The organism is Acinetobacter wuhouensis, from assembly GCF_001696605.3.
Taxonomy (GTDB): domain Bacteria; phylum Pseudomonadota; class Gammaproteobacteria; order Pseudomonadales; family Moraxellaceae; genus Acinetobacter; species Acinetobacter wuhouensis.
In genome coordinates, this window is record NZ_CP031716.1 from 2,866,260 (window position 1) to 2,885,751 (window position 19,492).

A 19,492-nucleotide genomic window follows, 5' to 3' on the forward strand; every position below is an offset into this window, starting at 1 on the left:
ATTCATAAATAGTCAGCGATGTAGATCTATAGAGAAACGATGATGCAAAATGTAAAACACCAAACCGGAACAGACGCTTCAAGTAAAACAGACTTTGCTAATGAAAATAGCTTCAATGCACAGTCTGTTACTTTTAAAGCTTTAGATGGATATGAACTGAATGGAACACTCTATTCTCCAACACATCCAAGTACAGCTAAAATCGTCCTTGCAAGTGCAACAGGTGTGCCACAAGCGTTTTATCGTCGTTTCTCTGAATATGCGACACAACTGGGTTATGAAGTCTTAACATTTGATTATCGTGGAATCGGAAAATCTGCTCCGCGACATTTAAAAGGCTTTCAAATGTCTTATCTGGATTGGGGAAAGCTTGATTTAGCTGGTGCGATTGATTACCTCTATGATGAACATGCACCACTATTTTTAGTTGGACATTCCTACGGTGGGCAGGCTTTGGGTTTAACCCCAAACCATCAAAAAATCACAGCGATGTATTGTTTTGGTACTGGTGCAGGTTGGCACGGTTATATGCCTTTTAAAGAAAAAATCAAAGTCCAAGCCATTTGGAATATCGTCTTTCCACCAATGGTTGCTGTCACAGGCTATTTACCATGGAGCAAACTCAATATGGGGGCTGATCTCCCTAAAGGGGTTTATCAGCAGTGGCGAAAATGGTGTAAAAACCCAACCTATTTCTTTGCAGATCCTGAACAACATGAATTACATGAGCAATATGCACAAGTCAAAACACCGATTTATGCAGTTGCAGCCTTAGATGATGATTGGGCGCTACCAAGTTCTCGTTATGCATTTATGCAACATTATAAAAATGCCCCAATGCACTTTATCAACATCTCAGCAGATGAGTTTGGCTTAAAACAAATTGGTCATATGGGCTATTTCCGTAAAGATTCTGAACAAATTTGGGATAAAATGCTCAATACATTCACCACCTTAATCGCTGATTAACATTTTGAATGTTTAATCAATTCGGCTTGCCATAAGGATATCTATGCGCCCACAAAAACTCTCCTCAGAACAAATGCTCAACATCTGCGCATTGCAATTTAAAGCGCACGGATATGCAGGAACGAGCATGGAGATGTTGGCAAAAGCTTGTGGGTTGAGTAAAGCATCTTTCTATTATTATGCACCAAACAAAGAAGCCTTATTACTCAAAGCCTTAGAACATACACATCAATATTTAAATCAACAGTTGTTCACACTAGATGACTTCAATGAAGTTGATCCAATCACACAATTTGAAAATATGCATCGCAAAGCAATACAGTTTTTTAGCTATGAAATTAAAGGCTGTTTGGTAGGCATCATCTCACTCGAAGCCAGCTCAATTTCGGAACAGATTCTTCAAAAAATTCGAGATATTTTCCAAGATTGGCAAACCGCTTTTTATCAACTTTTTAAGCAAAAACTTAATGAAAATACGGCGCAAAATCTAGCAAAAATCAGTGTTGCGGATTATGAAGGTGCTATTTTAATGTATCGTTTAAACAATGACTTATTTTATTTAGATCAAATTAAATCTAGAATTTTACAAACTCTTGATCAATAAAAGTGCTCATCATTATAATCCACTTTGGAAATAATCAATGAAATTCAATCTTTTAATATTTAGCCTTAGCTTCATACCTACTATTAGTTTTGCCCAATGCAATCAACAAGATCAAATGTCGCTTTATAAATGCATGGAACAACAACTTAAAACTGATAAAGCTAAAATGAACAAACTTTACCAACAAGTCTATAATCAATATGATGAGAAAAATAAAGCATTATTAGAAAAATCACAAAAAGCTTGGCTCAATTATCGTATTGCCCAGTGTGATGAACTTATGAGTAGTTTGACTTATGGTACATTAGGATTAGCCTCTGGCTTTGCCCATCTAGACTGTCAAATCAATTCAACTGAGTTTCGATTAAAAGAATTGAAATCACTTATCGAAAATTAAGTCATTTAAAATCAGACCATTTCTTTTAAGTCACACCTTTTAAGCCTTATCTTTTAAATCACGTCTTTAAACTCAGCTTTATGCTCTATCCCCTCACAATCGACATGGGCATAGAAAATACCGTAACGTCCCACATAATATTCAAGTGATTGATCATGATAATGCCAAAACACTGACCATTCGCCAAAATCAAAAGCACCCACTTGGCTTTCTGTATTCATTGGCATTTTACTTAACAGCTCTTGTTGAATTTTTTCCGCTTGTAGGAAGTCTCGCACTCGTAAAGCTTGTGAAAAAAACATTTCGGCTGCCGAGTCAAATAAGCGCTGATCTTCATCGCTAACTTCAACTTCAGTAATCTGATGTTCAATCGTTGACCCTGCGGAATCCTGTGACGAATCAACGGACTCTACCACTGCTTTTTGACGTTCCTCATCAATCATCTGTTTAATGATTTTAGTTTTCTCTGGTAATTCATCATCATGTTGAACAATTTGAGATAAATCTTGTCGTTGTTGATCAAATGCTGCATTGATTTTATGTTTTGCGACCATACGCCATAGGACATACAATACGCCTATCACGAGAATAAAAATAATAATTTTCAACATAATATGATCTCAAACTTTTCAATTGCAATGCAATCTATATACAGCTTTACGGTTTTGTAATTTGAATATTTTTAATAATTTACACTCTAAATTGTATAACTATCTAAATTCGAGTATTTGGCTTAAACGTAACATTTTTTTTCATTGTCAATTTATTAACTTTACAATCGAAATATAGTTGGATGTACTATACCTTGCATATAGAACACCCATTGGATGGTGATTGAATTATTGCAAAGACTTTAACTGAGCTAATTGCTGTTGATCTTGCAACTGTTTTTCAAAGTCAGCTTTGCCTTTTTCCACATAACTTTGTAAGCCTGTAGGGTCAATAAAAGCCCGTTTATCGCCTGCTTGCAACTTTTCCAATTTCTGTTTCATATTAAAACGATCAGCCTTATTGGCAAGGAAAATATCTGCATGAATCGCTTCTAAAGTTTTAAAAGTTTGCTGCATATCTGACACAATATCTGGATAATTTTTATTATTTAACAGGTAATAGCCACCTGTAAATAAGCTATCTGCATAAATCACTTTATAATTTTTAAAATGATATTTTACATCAGTGGTCCAAGACGTCGCCCCAGGCAAATGCCCAGGTGTTGCATGCGCAGTAAAAGTTTGGCGACCAAGTTTAAGCTGTTCACCATCTTTAATAATAATGTCCGCTTTTACCACTGGAAATAATAATTGATTTCCCAAAGCAAAATCCGAAGTCGCGCCATTGGCAAGCATTTCAGCATTGGCAGCACTCGCGATTAATTTTGCCCCACTCCATTGTTTTAATTGCGCAAAACCACCCGCTTGGTCTAAACGTGCATGACTATTCAGCAAATACTTAACATCTGTAATTTTAAAACCTAACTTTTCTATATTGGCTTTAATTTGTGGTGCAGATTGAGCAATGCCACTGTCAATTAGAACCAAACCATCACCTGTGTCAAACAACACGGAAGATAAATTTTCAGTACCGACATAGTAGATATGATTGAAAATCTTGAATGGCTCAATAGGTGTATTCCACGACTCGAACAAACTCAAAGGTGGTGCTTCAGTTAATGCTTGTTGCGCATTTAATGGAGTTGCATGCGCGAGTTGAAAGCTCATCGCCATGAGTGAAAATGCTATTGATTTGATCAGATGCATTGAAGCGGTCCATGCCAATAAAACCGCTATACTTTATCAAATTACGACACTTTTCAATTTTTTATTGCTTAAAAAACAACAAACTCAATGCAAAATTGTAAAAGTTATTTTCAAAATATGAAATTTCAAATAAAAGCTTAGTTCAACACTTTATTGGCAAGTGCATTACTGGCTTTAATTGCAAATTCATCGACATAACGGCTATAAAAATTTGCCACAATCAACGTTGCACCAATCGCACTCAACCCTGAAAAAATCGCTGAAGCAGAATAACTCCATCCCATATTAAAGAATAAATTAAATAGAGGGATACACACCAAATACAGCATTAATAAATGCAGTAAATAAATGGAAAATGATAATTTCCCGAGCCAAACCAGTATCGGATGATCTAAGCATTTGGATAATAATGGGCTCATCAGCACACTATAAACGATCAGGGTTCCTGCCAAGAAGTTGCAATAATCATAGGTGTGCTCTCCCCAAAAGGCATACAACCACTGATAAGATGCACTGGTATTATGCGCACCTGCAAAATATAAACCGAGCAATAACACAGGGATAGCAACATAACTCGTTAAGGTTTTGGCATAAAGATAAATATAGATCCCGATAATAAAGCTCGAAATCCCGAAGCTAAATCCCTGACCTCTCCAATAATAAGCAAGACAAGGAATAATCACCGAGCCTAGCCAAAACGCGATTTTTTTATAGTGGAGTAGATACAATAGAAAAAATAATGCAAATGATCCCATTAACTCAATCGTCATAGTCCATAGCACCCAATTGACATCACTTTCTGAAAATAGAAAAGCACCTATTGTTCCCTCATAGAGGACTTGCTTTAAACTAAAACCTTGCACAGTAAATGCTTGAAGCCACATTCCAACATGATGACTATTAATATGGACAAATTTAAAGACCAGCCAAATGATTAAACAGGATGTCAATGCAGGAATCATAAGACGAGGATAACGCTTTACCATCATCATTTTGATTTTTTTATGGAATTGCTCAGGCTTATTTAATGTCGCATAACTAAGTACATAACCACTCAATACAAAAAATACAAAAACGGCTGCATCACCTGAATAAATAAATGCAAATGGTGAATGATGCGTTGCATTTACCCACGCCAAATCAGTCACTTCATTTGGATCAAAATGATGTAAGTATGGAAAAAAACTCATCGCGAGATGAGAAAAAACGACAGCTAAGCAAGCCAAACCTCGAATGCTCTCTGCCGAATTTATTTTTGCGGACATGAAGGATTCCCTTTGTACATCGAAGTCCCAACAGGTGGGGCTTTGATCGACCAATACTTAGTCGATATAAGTGATACGACCATCCGCATCATGGTGGACAGTTGAAATTTTCTGCTGACGTGAATGAACTAAAGCCTCAACATTTAAGTTGAAATGGTCGGCATAATCCTGTGTAGATTTAGGTTCCATTTCCTTTTTAGTTTTCGCAGGAACAAAGTTACTCCATAACCATAAAGAAACCGCACAAGCAATTAATGCAATTAAACCATTTTCTAAAGCTTTGGCAAAAGCTTCGAAAAAATAATGGATCAACTGTGGTTTTTCCAAAGAAAGATAACCCACCAAAATCACGATTGGACGCCAAAGCAATAACCAAAATGCCCACAACATTGCTGTCATTGTCGTAGAGAAATAACGACGATGCCACGGCAACTGCTTACGCAAATCAATAATCAAAGATTCTGCTTTCATATTTTTGCCTTTGGTCTGATTTTGCTCAGACATATTCAAATCATCAGCCATCTTGGCGCATACCACGGTCAGGACTCACCCAACGCGCTCGTTTACTGCTTCCCAATTTAAGTACTTTGGGAAATGCCACAATACTTGCTGTGACGGTAATCAACCAAAATACAAAAGGATACCAAATCATCCAATAGTAGTTTTTCACTAAAGTCGATTCATAGCGACTGTCCATCCATTTACTGATTGCAAATTGCAATAGACAAGTCGTACCCAATAATATTCCTGTTCCCATTGGTAACAACGGTGAACTGATTGCAGGCGTTCCAAGCAAAGGCAAAACTAAATGTAAAATCCAGAAAATCACCATGATTAACATTAAATATGACCAAACCAAGGTCAGGATCAATTCAATGATAAGGGGCCAAAGAAAATTCAGTTTTGGCTTTAGCAATACATCTATATTTTTTAATAGAACCTGTGCCCCACCCATTGCCCAACGTAGACGCTGCTTCCACAAACCATTAAAAGTTTCAGGCATTAAAATCCACACCAAGGCATTCGGTTCAAAGCGTACTTCCCACCCTGCTCGGTGTAATTTCCATGTCACATCAATGTCTTCGGTCAACATATTCGGTGACCAATAGCCCACCTCATGCACCGCGCTTTTACGGAATGCAGTAATCACACCAGATACAGTAAATAAACGCCCAAAGGTACTTTGCGCACGTTTAATCATGCCCACAATCGAAGAAAACTCACCGACTTGAATTCGACCAAGTAGTGTTGATCGGGTACGAATACGTGGATTACCTGTGACTGCCGCAACTGTAGGGTGGTCGATAAAATGTCGAATCATCCATTGTGCTGCATGCGGATCAAGTAAAGCATCTCCATCAATCCCAATTAAATATTCAGCATCTGTCAACAAACTGCCTGCTTGCAAAGCCATTGCTTTACCTTGGTTCTCCGCCAAATGAACGACACGAAGTTTGTCATATTTCAACGCCAATTCATTCAAAATTTCTTTGGTATTGTCAGAGCTGCCGTCATTAATCGCAATGACCTCAAAGTTTGGATAATCTAATTTTAATGCATGACTAATGGTTTCATGCGCATTGTCCTGTTCATTAAAACAAGGCACAAGTACTGCAACCAAAGGATATTCTTTCAATGGCGCAGGCTGTTTATAAGGCGGATCTTGACGCTCTTTCCAATGAAAAATAACTGCACCGATCATCCACAAAAACGACATGAACAATGGATAATAAAAAATAAAATTTAATATCGACTGCCACAGATGCTGAATTGCATTCATAACAATACCCTAAGGAACCATACGTTGTGGTTTAGAATCGAATACTTTACGCATTTCAGCCGTGTTAGGATGCTCCTCAATTGGATCATCTGGATAATAGCCCACATGCATTACGCCTTGCTGATACAACGAAGCTATCGTTTGCGTCATTTCAGAAGTCGGAATTTTTTGGTTATTGCGCCAATTCACCGCTTGTAATTCAAAAATGGTCTTTTTAATCCCATTCGGCTGTTGTTTCACACGTTTAACTAAATCTTTATAAAACTTGTCTGCATCAGGCGCTTGTTCCATATATGGCATTGCCATGATTGCAGTAAAGTCATATTTTTGAATAGATTGTTCTAAAGACTGTGCATACCAATTTTCAGAATACGCGGACAAGGCAACTTGAGCATATAAATTACGTGCAGTGAGTAAGAATGGTTGGTAATAACGTGCTTTTTGTGCCAAATCCATAGCAAAGTTATCAATGGTTTTGGTTTTAAAATCTGTCCATTTTTGAAGTTTCGCATCATCATTACGAATTTCGTCTAAATCTGCAGGTAAACCAATTTTTTCATAAGCTTTGATCGCATCCGGACTTGCATCTTCATAATCTGACAATGTTGCGTCGTCATGGAATAAGATTCCATCAAATGTTGTCGACTTTGCCAAATCTTCGTATAGGCCTTCAATCACTTTACGCGCTTCAGGTGAGTAAGGGCTTAGACGGTGATAACCCATATTTAAATGGTCACTATTTTTTGCTTGTTGCGTCACTACTAAATCTTTAGATGCAGGATTTGACGCAGGTAATTCCCATGCCAATAATGGCATCCATGCATATAAACGCCCAACTTGTGTCCGAGATTGGATTTGCCATGCCACACGGTTAAACAAGTCAGCACGCATTGGCAAATAACGGTTTGGGAAATACACCATATCCGCTGAACCATTGGCATCTGGATCAGCAAAAGCTTGTAAAAATACTGTTGTGACATGCATATCACGGATACGGTCTAACAAACGCCCTAAGTTTTTCTCTTGCTGTGCTTCATCAGGATCATAGATATAGTCCAAATCGACATGCATAATTTTTTGCGGACGATTATTGTCAGTAAAACCCATTTGACGGCTCTGAATTTCTTGCGCCAATGAGTCTGTTGTCATTCCACCTTCAACCAAGATCCGGTTCATATGACCTAAAGATTTTTCAATATGGTCTGGACCGTCATCTAGGCTAATGGTCATCGGCATGCCTGCTTTTTTAGCCAAAGCAACCGCTTCCATATTGTAGCGTCCATAAGGCCACACCATCACGCGTGGTGCTTTTAGACCATGTGCAGACAAGACCTTATTGTTCTTTTTCAAATCGTTAAAAATACGATCTGCGTAATCCTTGTCATCTTCATAAGTCTTAGTTTTAGGATTATATTCACGTGTCACTGCGGCAGGTTCAGAGTTCCCTTGCGGATTGCCTGTTACACCACGATGTAAATTATAACTATGGCTACCAATCTCAACGATGCCACTCTTCTGCATGGTTTTTAGCTCATCCCACGACAGCAGTTTTTTCCGATCCAGTTTGTCATCACCAAACTGCACCATGGCATTGGCTTTTGGTTCAAGCCACGAACCAACTACAGCGAGCACCACTGGAATTTTACGTTGTTTTAAAATTGGATAAGCGTATTTATAAAAAGACTGATAACCATCATCTACAGTCAATAAAACTGGTTTAGTCGGTAACTTAGATTTACCTTCATTGGCTTTGATAATTTGATCAACATTAACAAAGTTATAGCCATTCTTTTGCAACCAATCTAAATGCAATTCGAATTGCTTCGGTGTCACTGCATACGCTGGCATCACTGCATCTTTCTTTTCAGTAATTTCATGATAGCCAATGATCGTCAGCGTATTTAAATCAATCTTTGGAAGTTCTTGTACCACTGTACTATCAGTAGTAACTGGATCTACTTCTGCCATCGCACTATTATAAAAAGGAGAAAATAATAGTGTTATGCACATCATCGCTGAAGGAGAAAAGTAACGGCTTAACATATATTTAAATACTCAATCATCATTGTTCTAAATCTGAATACGCCCGTAGCACCTCAATGATTGAGGTACTAAAATCCTTTTTTGGACGAAAATAATCAGAGCTTTTACAACGATGATTTAAAAGAATAAAACTGAAACGAATCTTAAAAAACAATTCTGAGTAGAATTATTTATTTGTACTATTTAAACACTTTTAAAACAAAAATATTGTAGATGATTGTTACATGCTGATTATTTAATGGTCTTAGAATCATTACAGTGTGCTTTTTATCACATTATTATCAAAAATAGTAGACGTTAAACAGTAGTGCAATTTTATACTTATAACACTGCTTTATGAACAAACAATGGAGTCAATTCTGATCAGCTTTTACGATCATACGAGACTTAAATTTTGAATCTGCGTGAATAAAAAAGATTATAAAAATAGAGATCAAACTGACCTCTATCTTTTCATTACTATATCTTGCAATACACTTTGGAATAGATATCAATCACGTGTTTTAACGTCAAATAATTCAATCTCAAAAATCAGATTTGAATGCGCAGGAATAATTTTACCCATTTTACGCTCACCATAAGCAAGGTGTGATGGCACGATTAATTTACGTTTTCCACCAACTTTCATCCCCATAATGCCTTGATCCCAACCCTTAATCACACGACCAGTACCAATCACGGTTTCAAAATAGTTTCCACGGTCTATAGAAGAATCAAACTTAGTTCCATCTTCCAACCAACCTGTATAATGCGTGGTAATCAAAGCACCTTTTACCGCCTCTTTACCTTCGCCTACTTTTAAATCAATAATTTCTAATTCAGCTGTCATGTCTTTGCTCCGCGTGATATGTTAGTTCAACACCTTGATATAAGACTTCTTACATAAGTCATAAAATATTCAGATTTAGATTCAAAACCTATTCAAAAATATATCGAGAGTTTCCTTCTCTTGCACCATATATGGCTCAGGGATGAGGAGATAACCTCCGTAAGAGGATGAGGGGCTTCTAATATAAAACCACCTACCTCTTATGAAACGCTGTTTCTCAGCCTAAAAAGATAAGGGAACATTCAATATTAATCTGAATGATTCTGAAAATTATTTTTGCAAGATGCTTATTTGCTTAATTTTACGAAAATTACTGTAACTGCGTCCACTCAATCACGGCTTGAGCATTGTCACCAATCAATGTCCACTCACCATCCATCACATTGAGCTGTAATTGCATCGTACGTTCACACAAATCCTGAATTGCCAATGTTGTTGCTTCAGACAGTTGCCATACCTGAACGTTTTTCAATGTTTTGAGTTTAGAACTACGCTTATACCATTCTGCAACTGCTGATCCATAAGCAATCACTGCCACTTCGCTACAACGTGCTGCGGCTTTTTTAACTTTATCTTCATCAGGCAAACCGACTTCAATCCATTTCACCAATTGCCCAGTTAAGTCTTTTTCCCACAATGCAGGTTCATCAGTTTCAAACAAATCTTTGGTAAATTCCAAACGCTCATCAGCAAAACGTGCAAAAGCTAGAACACGAACCATTAAACGCTCAATGGTTTCAGATGGATGCAATGCCATGGTCAATTGAAAATCGCCATACTGATGCACATCCATATTGGCAATATTCAAATCTGCCTTATAAATCGTTGCTTTAAGTGCCATGAAAATTCCAAAAAATAAGTTCTCAAATATGGCGCACAGTCTATAAGATTTTAAACAGGATTACTGATTTATTTCAGCTTGGTCAATCCGACAATTCAGCAAAGCATTTTCGAAATTCTCCCAATCTCTATGATCTGAGTCCGCTGTATTTTGGATAATGATTTCAATGCGATTATCTAAACTTTCTTCACCTGACTTATAGTTCAAGTCTTCTGGATTGAAATTGAATGTCATCCAACCTTGATTGGTATTAAAAATTCCTTTTATGCGTAACCAATCTTTTTGCTCACATAACACATCCAGTAAATCGTAAAAATCAAACTTCCACCGTTTGGAAAATTTCCAACCTGCAACCGTATAACCATTTGAAGATTCAACATAGTGATATGGCAACTGCTTAATCACTGGAAGTTCTGCATCCAAAGGAAGCTGTTTTTGCACTTGAATCAAAGGTACAACTTTTCTTTGAATACCTTGATGTGGCACGTCGATTTGTGAAATTTCAATATCACCCTGTTCTGCCAATAACCATGTTTGAATAGACGTTAGATAATCTGTTTTAAAATGATGCAGCTTCTGTTGATCTGCATCATTCATTGAATCAGCATGGGAAACCACCACAATTTGCGCAGCTTTGAGTTGGTCTTGAAATAAATCTTGCTGAATAAATGCCTCATCATGTAAACGACTACCATCCACAACTGTCACTAGTGCGCGCATATCAATTTGCGACTGCCAATGCGGTTCAGTTAACTGTTCTAAAAGCTGTGCGGGATGTCCCAAACCCGTCGGTTCAATAAATAAGCGATCAGGTTGTTTCTCTTGAATTAAACGAGATAACGCAATTTGCATTGGCAACTGACCTGCACAACACAAACAACCGCCCAATAGCTCTTTGACTTCATAGCCCGAATCTTGCGGTAATAATTGTTGATCAACCCCAATTTGCCCAAATTCATTCATCAAAATTGCCCAAATTTCCCCTTCAGGCTTCTGTTGTAGTAGATGTTGCAATAAGGTGGTCTTTCCTGCACCTAAAAAGCCAGAAATGATATGGGTCTTTACTGTTTTTTGCGCAAGAATCTTCAAAGTATCAACTCAACGTTATGAAATATGACGGGTTATGAGAAATTAGAACACGGTCTATTATGATTCAAAATCTGTGTGAAAGTTACGATTTAAAATCTATTTTTTAGATAAAAATATCTAAAAAAATTCAAAACTCCAATACTACATTCATAAACCATCCACATTCAATGTTGAGTCTAAGTAAAAAATGAGATTATTTTTTAACCAAATTTTCATATTTTCATACACTTTAAGCGCTTCATAAAAGCGATTTATTCACAAAATTATTACATAAGATAAGGCTTTGTTTTAAACACGTAACTCGTACTGTTTCGCTTTGTTGTAAAGGTTGCTCAATTTTTATTCTGCACTTAGCATGGATTTACTCCTTGTGAACTGCAACGCATTTAACACTCGACGCTCTCACAAGACTTTTACGCTTAAGACGATTAAATCGTCATTTAATGAACAAAGGATGCCACAATGAATTTAGTTAAAACACTTTTAGCAACTACCCTTGCTTTAACAGCTTTCTCAACTTTTGCTGCAAAAGAAAAAGCAGCACCGGCAGCTGAAGAACAAGTTGTTGTTTCTACTCAAGAACAACCAACTGCTTCTGAAGAAACTCAAGCTGCGGGTCAACCATCTGCTCAACCTGCAACTGAAAGTGCTGCTGAAGCACCGGCTACTTCAGCACCGCAAGCTAGTCAATAATTAATAATTATTATTGATAAACAAATCTCTCCAGAGATCACATCAGATTATTTGAAAAGATAATCTGGATAAAAAGACTAAATCATGCTGCGATTTAGTCTTTTTATTTTGCATATACTATCTAAAATCAACTTTTCAATTTTTATCCAAGCTGTCTATATTCCAAAGCCATTTAGATACAAAAGCAATCACAGTGAAATGTTTTAAATATAAGTATAATTTTCAATGAAGGACGATAAGATAAATTCCTTTTCATTGATAGTTTAAAAGAATCATTGAATTAAAAATGAATATGCTTAATTTTAAAATAAACCAAATAAAAACAGAACATTATTCAATACTCCATTTTTTAAGCACTCAAATTCACAACGAGTTATCCACTATGGCATAGCTAGGCTTAGACCCTCATTTCAGTCATTAATATGAATATGTTGTGATTTGAATGGAATAATCGCTGTGAGTTCAAAGATTGATTACACCACGCAAGTGGCTATTTTAGGTGCGGGTCCTGTAGGTCTGACAATTGCCAATTACTTAAGCAAACAAGGCGTATACGTGACTGTGGTCGAGCAACTGGACAGTTTAATTGATTACCCGCGTGCGATTGGGATTGATGATGAATCTCTGCGTACCATTCAGTCACTGGGTCTGGTGGACAAAGTCCTGCCACATACCACGCCAAATCATGCAATGCGTTTCCTAACGCCTAAAGGTCGTTGCTTTGCAGATATTCAACCTTTAACCCGTGAATTTGGCTTCTCACGCCGTAATGCCTTTATTCAACCGCAAGTGGATAATGTGTTATTACAAGGTTTGGAGCAATATGAAAATACGCAGGTTTTATTCTCACGTCATTTAGATGAGTTCACTCAGGACGCCAATGGCGTCACGCTGAACATCCAGAATAAAGATGGTAATAAAGAAGTCATCCATGCACAGTACTTAATTGCCTGTGATGGAGGTAACTCAATCGTCCGTCGTACTTTAAATATAGGTTTCGATGGTAAAACAGCACCGAATCAGTGGATTGTGATTGATATTGAAAATGACCCATTGGCGACACCACACATTTACTTGTGCTGTGACCCTGTGCGTCCGTATGTGTCAGCTGCCCTGCCTCATGGTATCCGTCGTTTTGAATTTATGGTGATGCCTGGTGAAACACAGGAAGAACTCAGCAAACCTGAAAATATTGCCAAACTTTTATCTAAAGTTTTACCAACCACTGATGGCATCGAAGTCATCCGTCAACGTGTCTACACACATAATGCCCGTATCGCAGATAAGTTCCGTGTAGATCGTATTTTACTTGCAGGTGATGCAGCGCACATCATGCCCGTATGGCAAGGTCAGGGTTATAACAGCGGTATGCGTGATGCTTTTAACTTGGCATGGAAAGTGGCTTTAGTGGTTCAGGGTAAAGCGAGTCCTGAGCTATTGGACAGTTATCAAGTTGAACGTAAAGACCATGCCAAAGCCATGATTGATCTTTCGGTAATGGCAGGTCATGTCCTTGCACCACCGAAAAAATGGCAAGGTTTCGTTCGTGATGGGATTGCTTATGCATTGAACTACATCAAACCGATCAAGCAGTATTTACTGGAAATGCGCTTTAAACCGATGCCGAAATATAACGACGGGGCTTTGGTTAAAGACAACAATAAAGAATCACCCGTCGGTAAGATGTTCATCCAACCACAGGTTCAGCTTGAAAATGGTCAGACTGTTTTACTCGATGAGGTAATCGGTAATGACTTTGCTGTAATTGCCTGGGGTGTAGACCCGAAATGGGGCATCAATGACGCCAATATGAAAGTATGGCAATCTTTGGGTGTGAAGTTTATTCAGGTGCTTCCTGCTGTGCAGCTGGGCAATGAAAAACGTAAAATCCATGATGGTGTAATCACGATTGGTGATACAGGTACAGAGATTCGCTCATGGTTCGGTAAAACAGATCAAGCGATGGTGATTTTACGTCCTGACCGTTTCGTAGCAGCATTGGCGATTCCACAAACCATGAATACGGTTAGTCAGCAACTTTTTAGTAAATTACATGCGAAGTAATGGATTGATTTAAAAAATCTTAATTCATTAAATTTAAGAATCCTTAAACACTTAAGGATTCTTTCTTAGTTCAAAATTCAACCAATCAAATGCCTCTTCTTTCTCTATTTCAAATCGACCCAAACCACACCACATCTTTAACCGAATCACGTTGCTGAATTAGTTTTAAGAATGGTTTAAATTCGTCTAAATACGGCACAATTTTAAACGTGATCGCAAAGACCAACCAATACGCCAAAAACAAATCCGCAGCAGAAATTTTTTCACCTAACAAATAGGGATTGGCTTTACTCAGCCCTGCCTTTATAAAGTCATAGACCAACGCTTCAGTACCAAAACTTAGACTGCCCTTTTTCTCAGCAGCCAATTCAGGTGAAACATTTAAACCTTTAAAATCCATCATCTCAGTCATCGGTCCATGACAGAAGAATAACCATTTCAAATATTCACCACGTTTCGGATCATTCAATGTAGGTGCAAAACCTTTCTCGATAAATTTATCTGCTAAATAAGCAAAAATTGCAGGTGTTTCTGAAATGACTGAATCGCCATCCACCAAAAAAGGGACTTTACCCATCGGATTTAAAGCCAAATATTCAGGCTGACGCAGATCTTTATATTCCACCTGAATGATTTCGACTTGATTTTCAATGTCGAGTTCTTTCAGCAAAGGGAGCAGTGTATTTCCGCGAGAGTGCGCATTGGTATAGAGTTTCATTATTATAATCCGATTGAAATTGTACGATGTGATTTGAATAGTGTTATTTGGATAGAATCAGCATAGCGTAAATCAAATATTTTTATGTATAAGAATGATGAAACAAAATAACAAGGATTGGAAAACGAAGATCATCAGAATACGGAATCTATCCTGATGATGCATGAATCAATAAATGATAACGACAAATTTAATGAGATAAATTTAGTGAATCGTAATCTCATAATTAAAGTTTTCAGCAAAGCCCAAAGACTCACGATATTCAATCGGATGCCCTTGAATGTCCTTCGCAACACGGCAGACTTGAACTAAAGCTTCTGACAATTGATTGGCTAAGTACGGATCTTGAAGATTCTTTTTAAAAGAAAGTTGTTCGACCGCAGAAGACACAAATTGCCCACATTTTTCATAGTAAAATGGATAAAGTAAATTCGCGAAATCTTTGAACGCAATATCTTTGAGCGCTGAAAACAACTGCGCTGACAGCCAAATTTTCTCACTTAAAACCACCACATTTTCATTCAAACGCACACGCTCGATATAAATCAATGGATCGTTTTCACTCAGTTGCAATTTTTGATTGATTGCAGGAACTGCCTCAATAATTTCTAATTTTTTAATTTCACCGATCGGTTGTACATCTTCACCGAATTGATTACGCATACGAAAAAAACGCATCAGAGATGTCGCAAAGTTAGGCTGTCTTAAAAATGTTCCTCGCCCTTGCGATTTTACCAACAAACCATCTTCAACTAATCCTTCAACGGCTTTACGTACTGTTCCGACAGACACGCTATACATGCTGGCTAATTCTTGTTCAGATGGAATAGGTTCATCAATCGTCCATTTAGACTGAACTAAAAGCTTTTGAATTTGCCAACGTACTTGCTCGTAGCGAGGCAATTTAAAATTTTTAAATGCATTTTCATCAAGCATTTGCATAACTATTTCAAAATGAGGATTTGACAATCATAACACAACATACTTTAATACAAACATCTAAACATATATATGTTTGTATGTTTATGAGTCATATACTGTCAAGGAGAGATGACAAATGACGATGCTTATTCTTGCTGCTTTAGCCATATCTATTGGCTTAGGTTACGTGACGAAAATCAATATCGGATTTTTTACGATCATTTTTGCCTATTTGATTGGTTGTTTTGGTATGGGACTCAAACCATCTGAAATCATCGAACTTTGGCCAGTAAAAATTTTCTTTATTATTTTTTCTGTGACCTTGTTTTATAACTTTGCTCTTGCCAATGGTGCACTCGAAAAGCTTGCCAGTCATCTCCTGTATAAATGTCGGAAATTCCCACAGTTATTGCCTTTGGCAGTGTTTTTTGCCTCAACCATCATCGCGGCTTTAGGTGCAGGTTTCTATACCGTCTTAGCCTTTATGGCACCAATCACCCTATTGTTATGTCGTAAAACCAATATGAGCATGATCATTGGTGGTATGGCGGTCAATTACGGTGCGCTTGCAGGTGCAAACTTTATGACCTCGCAAAGTGGCATTATTTTCCGTAGTTTGATGGAAAATGTCGGCATTGATAGCGCAACCAGTTTCAGCTATGCCACAGGTATTTTTGTGGTGACACTGGTTATTCCGATTGTGGTATTGGGCATCTACACTTTATGGAATCGAAATAGTAATTCGATTCATATTGAAGATACACCACCTGAAGCATTTGACGAAAAACAGAAAAAGTCTATCGCCCTAATTATTGGCATGATGGCGATTGTTTTGATCTTCCCGATTTTAAATTTATTGATGCCAGATCAACAGACCATTGCCTTCTTAAACTCAAAAATTGATATCGGTTTTATTGCCATCATCTTTGCCCTGATCAGCCTGTTCATGAAACTTGCCGATGAGAAAAAAGTCATGGCATTGGTTCCTTGGAACACTTTAATCATGATCTGTGGTGTCGGCATGCTCATTGCATTGGGTGTAAAGCTCGGTGTCATTACGCAACTGTCTGATTGGTTAGCCAATAACGTGCCGATTTGGTTGATCCCGATTCTGATTTGCTTGATCAGTGCCATCATGTCTGTTTTCTCAAGCACTTTAGGTGTGGTTACACCGACGCTTTTCCCGATTGTACCTGCGATTGCACTTGCTTCGGGCTTAAACCCTTTGGTCCTTTTCCTTTGCATCGTTGTTGGTGCGCAAGCTTCCGCCATCTCCCCGTTTTCGTCTGGCGGAAGCCTAATTTTAGGATCAGCACCCGCGGATGTTGATAAAAACCAACTCTTTAATCAACTGTTATTTAGAGCTGTTCCTATTGGTTTAATCGCAGCTTTGATTGCAGTACTGATACTTAAATTTGTAATGTGAGATAAAAATGTTTGCTGTTGATACGCATGCCCATGTATTTTCAAAAAATGATCCTTGTATCGCCACTGCACGCTATACACCAGATTATGATGCTTCTGTAGGCGAATATATTGCGCATCTGGATCAACATCATTTAACACATGGCGTTTTAGTTCAACCCAGTTTTTTAGGTACAGATAACCGTGCAATGCTGAATGCTATTGCGCAATATCCTGAACGTCTCAAGGGCATTGCGATGGTCGAGCCAGACCTTTGCATTGATGAATTGGTCAAACTCAATCAGCAAGGCATTGTAGGGGTTCGTTTAAACCTATTTGGTAAAGAACTACCAGATTTTTCTACCTCTGCATGGCAGAGCTTGCTTAATCATTTATCTTTTATGAATTGGCAAATTGAGTTACATGCACCGCCCGCCTATTTGGTGCAAATCTTACCTGTGCTAAGTCCGTATAAACTCAATGTGGTGATTGACCATTTTGGACGTATTGACCCAATTAAAGGTATCGCAGACCCTGATTATCAAAACTTTTTGAATATGTTAGATGCAAATCAACACTGGATTAAAGTCTCTGCTTTTTATCGTCTGGGACAATTCCCTGAAAATATTGCAGTTGCAACTCAAGCCTTTCAATTACTCAAAGAAAAAGGTTTTATGCATAAACTCATCTGGGGCAGTGATTGGCCACATACGCAGCATGAATCTAAAATATCTTATGAAACTGCCATAAAAGCATTTAAGACAATTGTTCCTGATCTCAAAGAACAGCAACAGATTTTGAGTGAAAATGCGCAAAAGCTTTTTTTATTTTAAGACCATAAAATAATACCAATCTGTTAAATTAACTTTATATAAATTAGCCTCTTTTGCTTTTCTGCACCAATCGCTTTAAACGTGGTGTTGCTATTGTGAGGCGACATGGATGTCGCCGTTGGGCAAGGGTACAGGGACGAACCCTTTGCCCAACAAAGGATTTTTGTCACCTTGCGGAATACATTCCTCATCCTTCAAAAGTGAGGCATCGACTACGCAAAGCAATTTAAACTTGTCAATGTAATTCGAGTCTGTGCAAACCTTTAATTTATATTATCTAACTTTAATAGAATGGTATAACAGCTTTTAAAATTCGATAGATAAAATAAAGTCGGAATAATTTAAGTTATTCCGACTTTTTTATCGTCTAGCATTTTGATTGGCTCAGAACATTTCCATATAAAACTGTTCTTTTAAAATTTTTAAAATCAACGCAATCGCTTCATTTTTCTGATCTTTACGATAGCTCGCATACAATCCAATCATCGGTAAAGGCTCGATGGTATTTTTCACCACGATCTTATCGCCCAGTAAAGGAATCACATAGGCAGGGACTAAACTCCAGCCTACACCCATACCCACCAAATTGACATTCAACAAAATATTGGTCGACTTCTGCACCACATTAACATTCAGCTTAGACTGCTTGAAGAAATCTTGAATAATTTTATGCAATTGAGGTGAAGCATCTTCATCACTAATCACAAAATCTTGATGATTAAATTCTTTAATACTCACTGTGCGCTGATCTGCAAATGTAGAAGCCTTTGGAATAATTAAAGCCAGAGGTTCCTGAAAAACCTGCACATTTTCAAACTCACCCGACTCATCGGGATAACGGGTAAATGCAATATCAATTTCACCCTTACGCAAAGCACTAAACTGTGCTGAATCCGTCAAACTGTGGAAATCAATTTTAATCTCAGGAAAATGCGCCCGAATATTCGGCATGATGTATGGAAATACTTTCATTTCTGCGACAGGAACAAAGCCAATTTTTAACTGATCTTTATTGATATTGGCGATTTGACGTGCATCATAAATGGCTTTTTCAGCGTGTTCTAAACTCAGCAATGCCTCTTTTAAAAATGCTTTCCCCTCTTCGGTCAACTCAACTTTACGGTTGGTACGAATCAAAAGTTGCACACCAACTTCATGTTCCAAATCTTTAATTTGCTGACTGAGCGATGGTTGTACCGTACACATTCGATGTGCCGCTTTAGTAAAATTTAACTCTTCAGCAACAGCAACAAAATATCTTAAATGACGTAATTCCATAATGCAG

19 protein-coding genes are annotated in these 19,492 nt (G+C 37.6%); 7 read left to right on the forward strand and 12 right to left on the reverse strand.

The window, feature by feature from the left end:
- Nucleotides 1-42 precede the first annotated feature (42 nt).
- The 3 genes from BEN71_RS14295 to BEN71_RS14305 are packed head-to-tail and all read left to right on the forward strand — an operon-like array spanning nt 43 to nt 1,970.
- Nucleotides 43-969, forward strand: coding sequence for an alpha/beta hydrolase family protein (locus tag BEN71_RS14295; protein ID WP_068975854.1), 927 nt, complete (start codon nt 43-45; stop codon nt 967-969).
- Between the two features lie 43 nt (nt 970-1,012).
- Nucleotides 1,013-1,573 carry a TetR/AcrR family transcriptional regulator gene (locus BEN71_RS14300; RefSeq protein ID WP_068975758.1) on the forward strand — a complete coding sequence of 187 codons (561 nt, stop codon included), beginning with the start codon at nt 1,013-1,015 and terminating at the stop codon, nt 1,571-1,573.
- Nucleotides 1,574-1,610: 37 nt separating this feature from the next.
- Nucleotides 1,611-1,970 (forward strand): lysozyme inhibitor LprI family protein, encoded by a 360-nt coding sequence (locus BEN71_RS14305; protein WP_068975759.1) that lies wholly within the window; start codon nt 1,611-1,613, stop codon nt 1,968-1,970.
- A gap of 53 nt (nt 1,971-2,023) precedes the next feature.
- Here BEN71_RS14305 and BEN71_RS14310 read toward each other — a convergent pair whose 3' ends face one another.
- The 9 genes from BEN71_RS14310 to BEN71_RS14350 form a co-directional block, all read right to left on the reverse strand.
- Nucleotides 2,024-2,581: a hypothetical protein gene (locus BEN71_RS14310; protein ID WP_068975760.1), complete on the reverse strand. Its 558-nt coding sequence runs from the start codon at nt 2,579-2,581 to the stop codon at nt 2,024-2,026.
- A 228-nt stretch (nt 2,582-2,809) separates the two neighbouring features.
- A complete protein-coding gene (locus tag BEN71_RS14315) occupies nt 2,810-3,727 on the reverse strand; it encodes an HARLDQ motif MBL-fold protein (protein WP_068975761.1) in 918 nt (305 codons plus the stop codon).
- 137 nt (nt 3,728-3,864) lie between these two features.
- Entirely contained in the window at nt 3,865-4,992 is a 1,128-nt protein-coding gene (locus BEN71_RS14320; protein WP_068975762.1) for an acyltransferase family protein, read from the reverse strand.
- Between the two features lie 57 nt (nt 4,993-5,049).
- A complete protein-coding gene (gene pgaD / locus BEN71_RS14325) occupies nt 5,050-5,463 on the reverse strand; it encodes a poly-beta-1,6-N-acetyl-D-glucosamine biosynthesis protein PgaD (RefSeq protein ID WP_068975855.1) in 414 nt (137 codons plus the stop codon).
- 43 nt (nt 5,464-5,506) lie between these two features.
- On the reverse strand, nt 5,507-6,772 hold the full coding sequence (gene pgaC, locus BEN71_RS14330) for a poly-beta-1,6-N-acetyl-D-glucosamine synthase (protein ID WP_068975763.1): 1,266 nt from the start codon (nt 6,770-6,772) through the stop codon (nt 5,507-5,509).
- A gap of 9 nt (nt 6,773-6,781) precedes the next feature.
- The gene (pgaB, locus tag BEN71_RS14335) at nt 6,782-8,815 is read right to left on the reverse strand and encodes a poly-beta-1,6-N-acetyl-D-glucosamine N-deacetylase PgaB (protein WP_068975764.1); all 2,034 of its coding nucleotides are present in this window, start codon (nt 8,813-8,815) and stop codon (nt 6,782-6,784) included.
- 490 nt (nt 8,816-9,305) lie between these two features.
- Nucleotides 9,306-9,644: an FKBP-type peptidyl-prolyl cis-trans isomerase gene (locus BEN71_RS14340; protein WP_068975765.1), complete on the reverse strand. Its 339-nt coding sequence runs from the start codon at nt 9,642-9,644 to the stop codon at nt 9,306-9,308.
- 310 nt (nt 9,645-9,954) lie between these two features.
- On the reverse strand, nt 9,955-10,485 hold the full coding sequence (locus BEN71_RS14345) for a YaeQ family protein (protein WP_068975766.1): 531 nt from the start codon (nt 10,483-10,485) through the stop codon (nt 9,955-9,957).
- A 60-nt stretch (nt 10,486-10,545) separates the two neighbouring features.
- Nucleotides 10,546-11,574, reverse strand: coding sequence for a CobW family GTP-binding protein (locus tag BEN71_RS14350; RefSeq protein ID WP_068975767.1), 1,029 nt, complete (start codon nt 11,572-11,574; stop codon nt 10,546-10,548).
- Nucleotides 11,575-12,036: 462 nt separating this feature from the next.
- Here BEN71_RS14350 and BEN71_RS14355 point away from each other — a divergent pair, with 462 nt between their 5' ends.
- Together BEN71_RS14355 and BEN71_RS14360 are read left to right on the forward strand one after the other, a co-directional pair.
- Nucleotides 12,037-12,267 carry a hypothetical protein gene (locus BEN71_RS14355; protein WP_068975768.1) on the forward strand — a complete coding sequence of 77 codons (231 nt, stop codon included), beginning with the start codon at nt 12,037-12,039 and terminating at the stop codon, nt 12,265-12,267.
- 456 nt (nt 12,268-12,723) lie between these two features.
- On the forward strand, nt 12,724-14,331 hold the full coding sequence (locus BEN71_RS14360; RefSeq protein ID WP_068975769.1) for a bifunctional 3-(3-hydroxy-phenyl)propionate/3-hydroxycinnamic acid hydroxylase: 1,608 nt from the start codon (nt 12,724-12,726) through the stop codon (nt 14,329-14,331).
- Nucleotides 14,332-14,440: 109 nt separating this feature from the next.
- Here the strand turns inward: BEN71_RS14360 and BEN71_RS14365 are convergent, their stop codons facing one another.
- A complete protein-coding gene (locus tag BEN71_RS14365) occupies nt 14,441-15,049 on the reverse strand; it encodes a glutathione S-transferase family protein (RefSeq protein ID WP_068975770.1) in 609 nt (202 codons plus the stop codon).
- Between the two features lie 204 nt (nt 15,050-15,253).
- Complete coding sequence (locus BEN71_RS14370; RefSeq protein ID WP_068975856.1) at nt 15,254-15,985, reverse strand: GntR family transcriptional regulator; 732 nt, start codon at nt 15,983-15,985, stop codon at nt 15,254-15,256.
- A 121-nt stretch (nt 15,986-16,106) separates the two neighbouring features.
- On the opposite strand from BEN71_RS14370, the gene BEN71_RS14375 reads away from it, so the two are divergent.
- Together BEN71_RS14375 and BEN71_RS14380 are read left to right on the forward strand one after the other, a co-directional pair.
- A complete protein-coding gene (locus BEN71_RS14375) occupies nt 16,107-17,396 on the forward strand; it encodes an SLC13 family permease (protein WP_068975771.1) in 1,290 nt (429 codons plus the stop codon).
- A gap of 7 nt (nt 17,397-17,403) precedes the next feature.
- On the forward strand, nt 17,404-18,207 hold the full coding sequence (locus BEN71_RS14380) for an amidohydrolase family protein (protein WP_068975772.1): 804 nt from the start codon (nt 17,404-17,406) through the stop codon (nt 18,205-18,207).
- 384 nt (nt 18,208-18,591) lie between these two features.
- Here BEN71_RS14380 and BEN71_RS14385 read toward each other — a convergent pair whose 3' ends face one another.
- Nucleotides 18,592-19,485 carry a LysR substrate-binding domain-containing protein gene (locus BEN71_RS14385; protein ID WP_068975773.1) on the reverse strand — a complete coding sequence of 298 codons (894 nt, stop codon included), beginning with the start codon at nt 19,483-19,485 and terminating at the stop codon, nt 18,592-18,594.
- Nucleotides 19,486-19,492: the final 7 nt, after the last annotated feature.

Excerpts from the sequence above, each read along its gene's own strand:
- BEN71_RS14295 (WP_068975854.1), top strand. The coding sequence starts at position 43 with ATGCAAAATGTAAAACACCAAACCGGAACAGACGCTTCAAGTAAAACA.
- BEN71_RS14300 (WP_068975758.1), top strand. The coding sequence starts at position 1,013 with ATGCGCCCACAAAAACTCTCCTCAGAACAAATGCTCAACATCTGCGCA.
- BEN71_RS14305 (WP_068975759.1), top strand. The coding sequence starts at position 1,611 with ATGAAATTCAATCTTTTAATATTTAGCCTTAGCTTCATACCTACTATT.
- BEN71_RS14310 (WP_068975760.1), bottom strand. The coding sequence starts at position 2,581 with ATGTTGAAAATTATTATTTTTATTCTCGTGATAGGCGTATTGTATGTC.
- BEN71_RS14315 (WP_068975761.1), bottom strand. The coding sequence starts at position 3,727 with ATGCATCTGATCAAATCAATAGCATTTTCACTCATGGCGATGAGCTTT.
- BEN71_RS14320 (WP_068975762.1), bottom strand. The coding sequence starts at position 4,992 with ATGTCCGCAAAAATAAATTCGGCAGAGAGCATTCGAGGTTTGGCTTGC.
- pgaD (WP_068975855.1), bottom strand. The coding sequence starts at position 5,463 with ATGAAAGCAGAATCTTTGATTATTGATTTGCGTAAGCAGTTGCCGTGG.
- pgaC (WP_068975763.1), bottom strand. The coding sequence starts at position 6,772 with ATGAATGCAATTCAGCATCTGTGGCAGTCGATATTAAATTTTATTTTT.
- pgaB (WP_068975764.1), bottom strand. The coding sequence starts at position 8,815 with ATGTTAAGCCGTTACTTTTCTCCTTCAGCGATGATGTGCATAACACTA.
- BEN71_RS14340 (WP_068975765.1), bottom strand. The coding sequence starts at position 9,644 with ATGACAGCTGAATTAGAAATTATTGATTTAAAAGTAGGCGAAGGTAAA.
- BEN71_RS14345 (WP_068975766.1), bottom strand. The coding sequence starts at position 10,485 with ATGGCACTTAAAGCAACGATTTATAAGGCAGATTTGAATATTGCCAAT.
- BEN71_RS14355 (WP_068975768.1), top strand. The coding sequence starts at position 12,037 with ATGAATTTAGTTAAAACACTTTTAGCAACTACCCTTGCTTTAACAGCT.
- BEN71_RS14365 (WP_068975770.1), bottom strand. The coding sequence starts at position 15,049 with ATGAAACTCTATACCAATGCGCACTCTCGCGGAAATACACTGCTCCCT.
- BEN71_RS14370 (WP_068975856.1), bottom strand. The coding sequence starts at position 15,985 with ATGCTTGATGAAAATGCATTTAAAAATTTTAAATTGCCTCGCTACGAG.
- BEN71_RS14375 (WP_068975771.1), top strand. The coding sequence starts at position 16,107 with ATGACGATGCTTATTCTTGCTGCTTTAGCCATATCTATTGGCTTAGGT.
- BEN71_RS14380 (WP_068975772.1), top strand. The coding sequence starts at position 17,404 with ATGTTTGCTGTTGATACGCATGCCCATGTATTTTCAAAAAATGATCCT.
- BEN71_RS14385 (WP_068975773.1), bottom strand. The coding sequence starts at position 19,485 with ATGGAATTACGTCATTTAAGATATTTTGTTGCTGTTGCTGAAGAGTTA.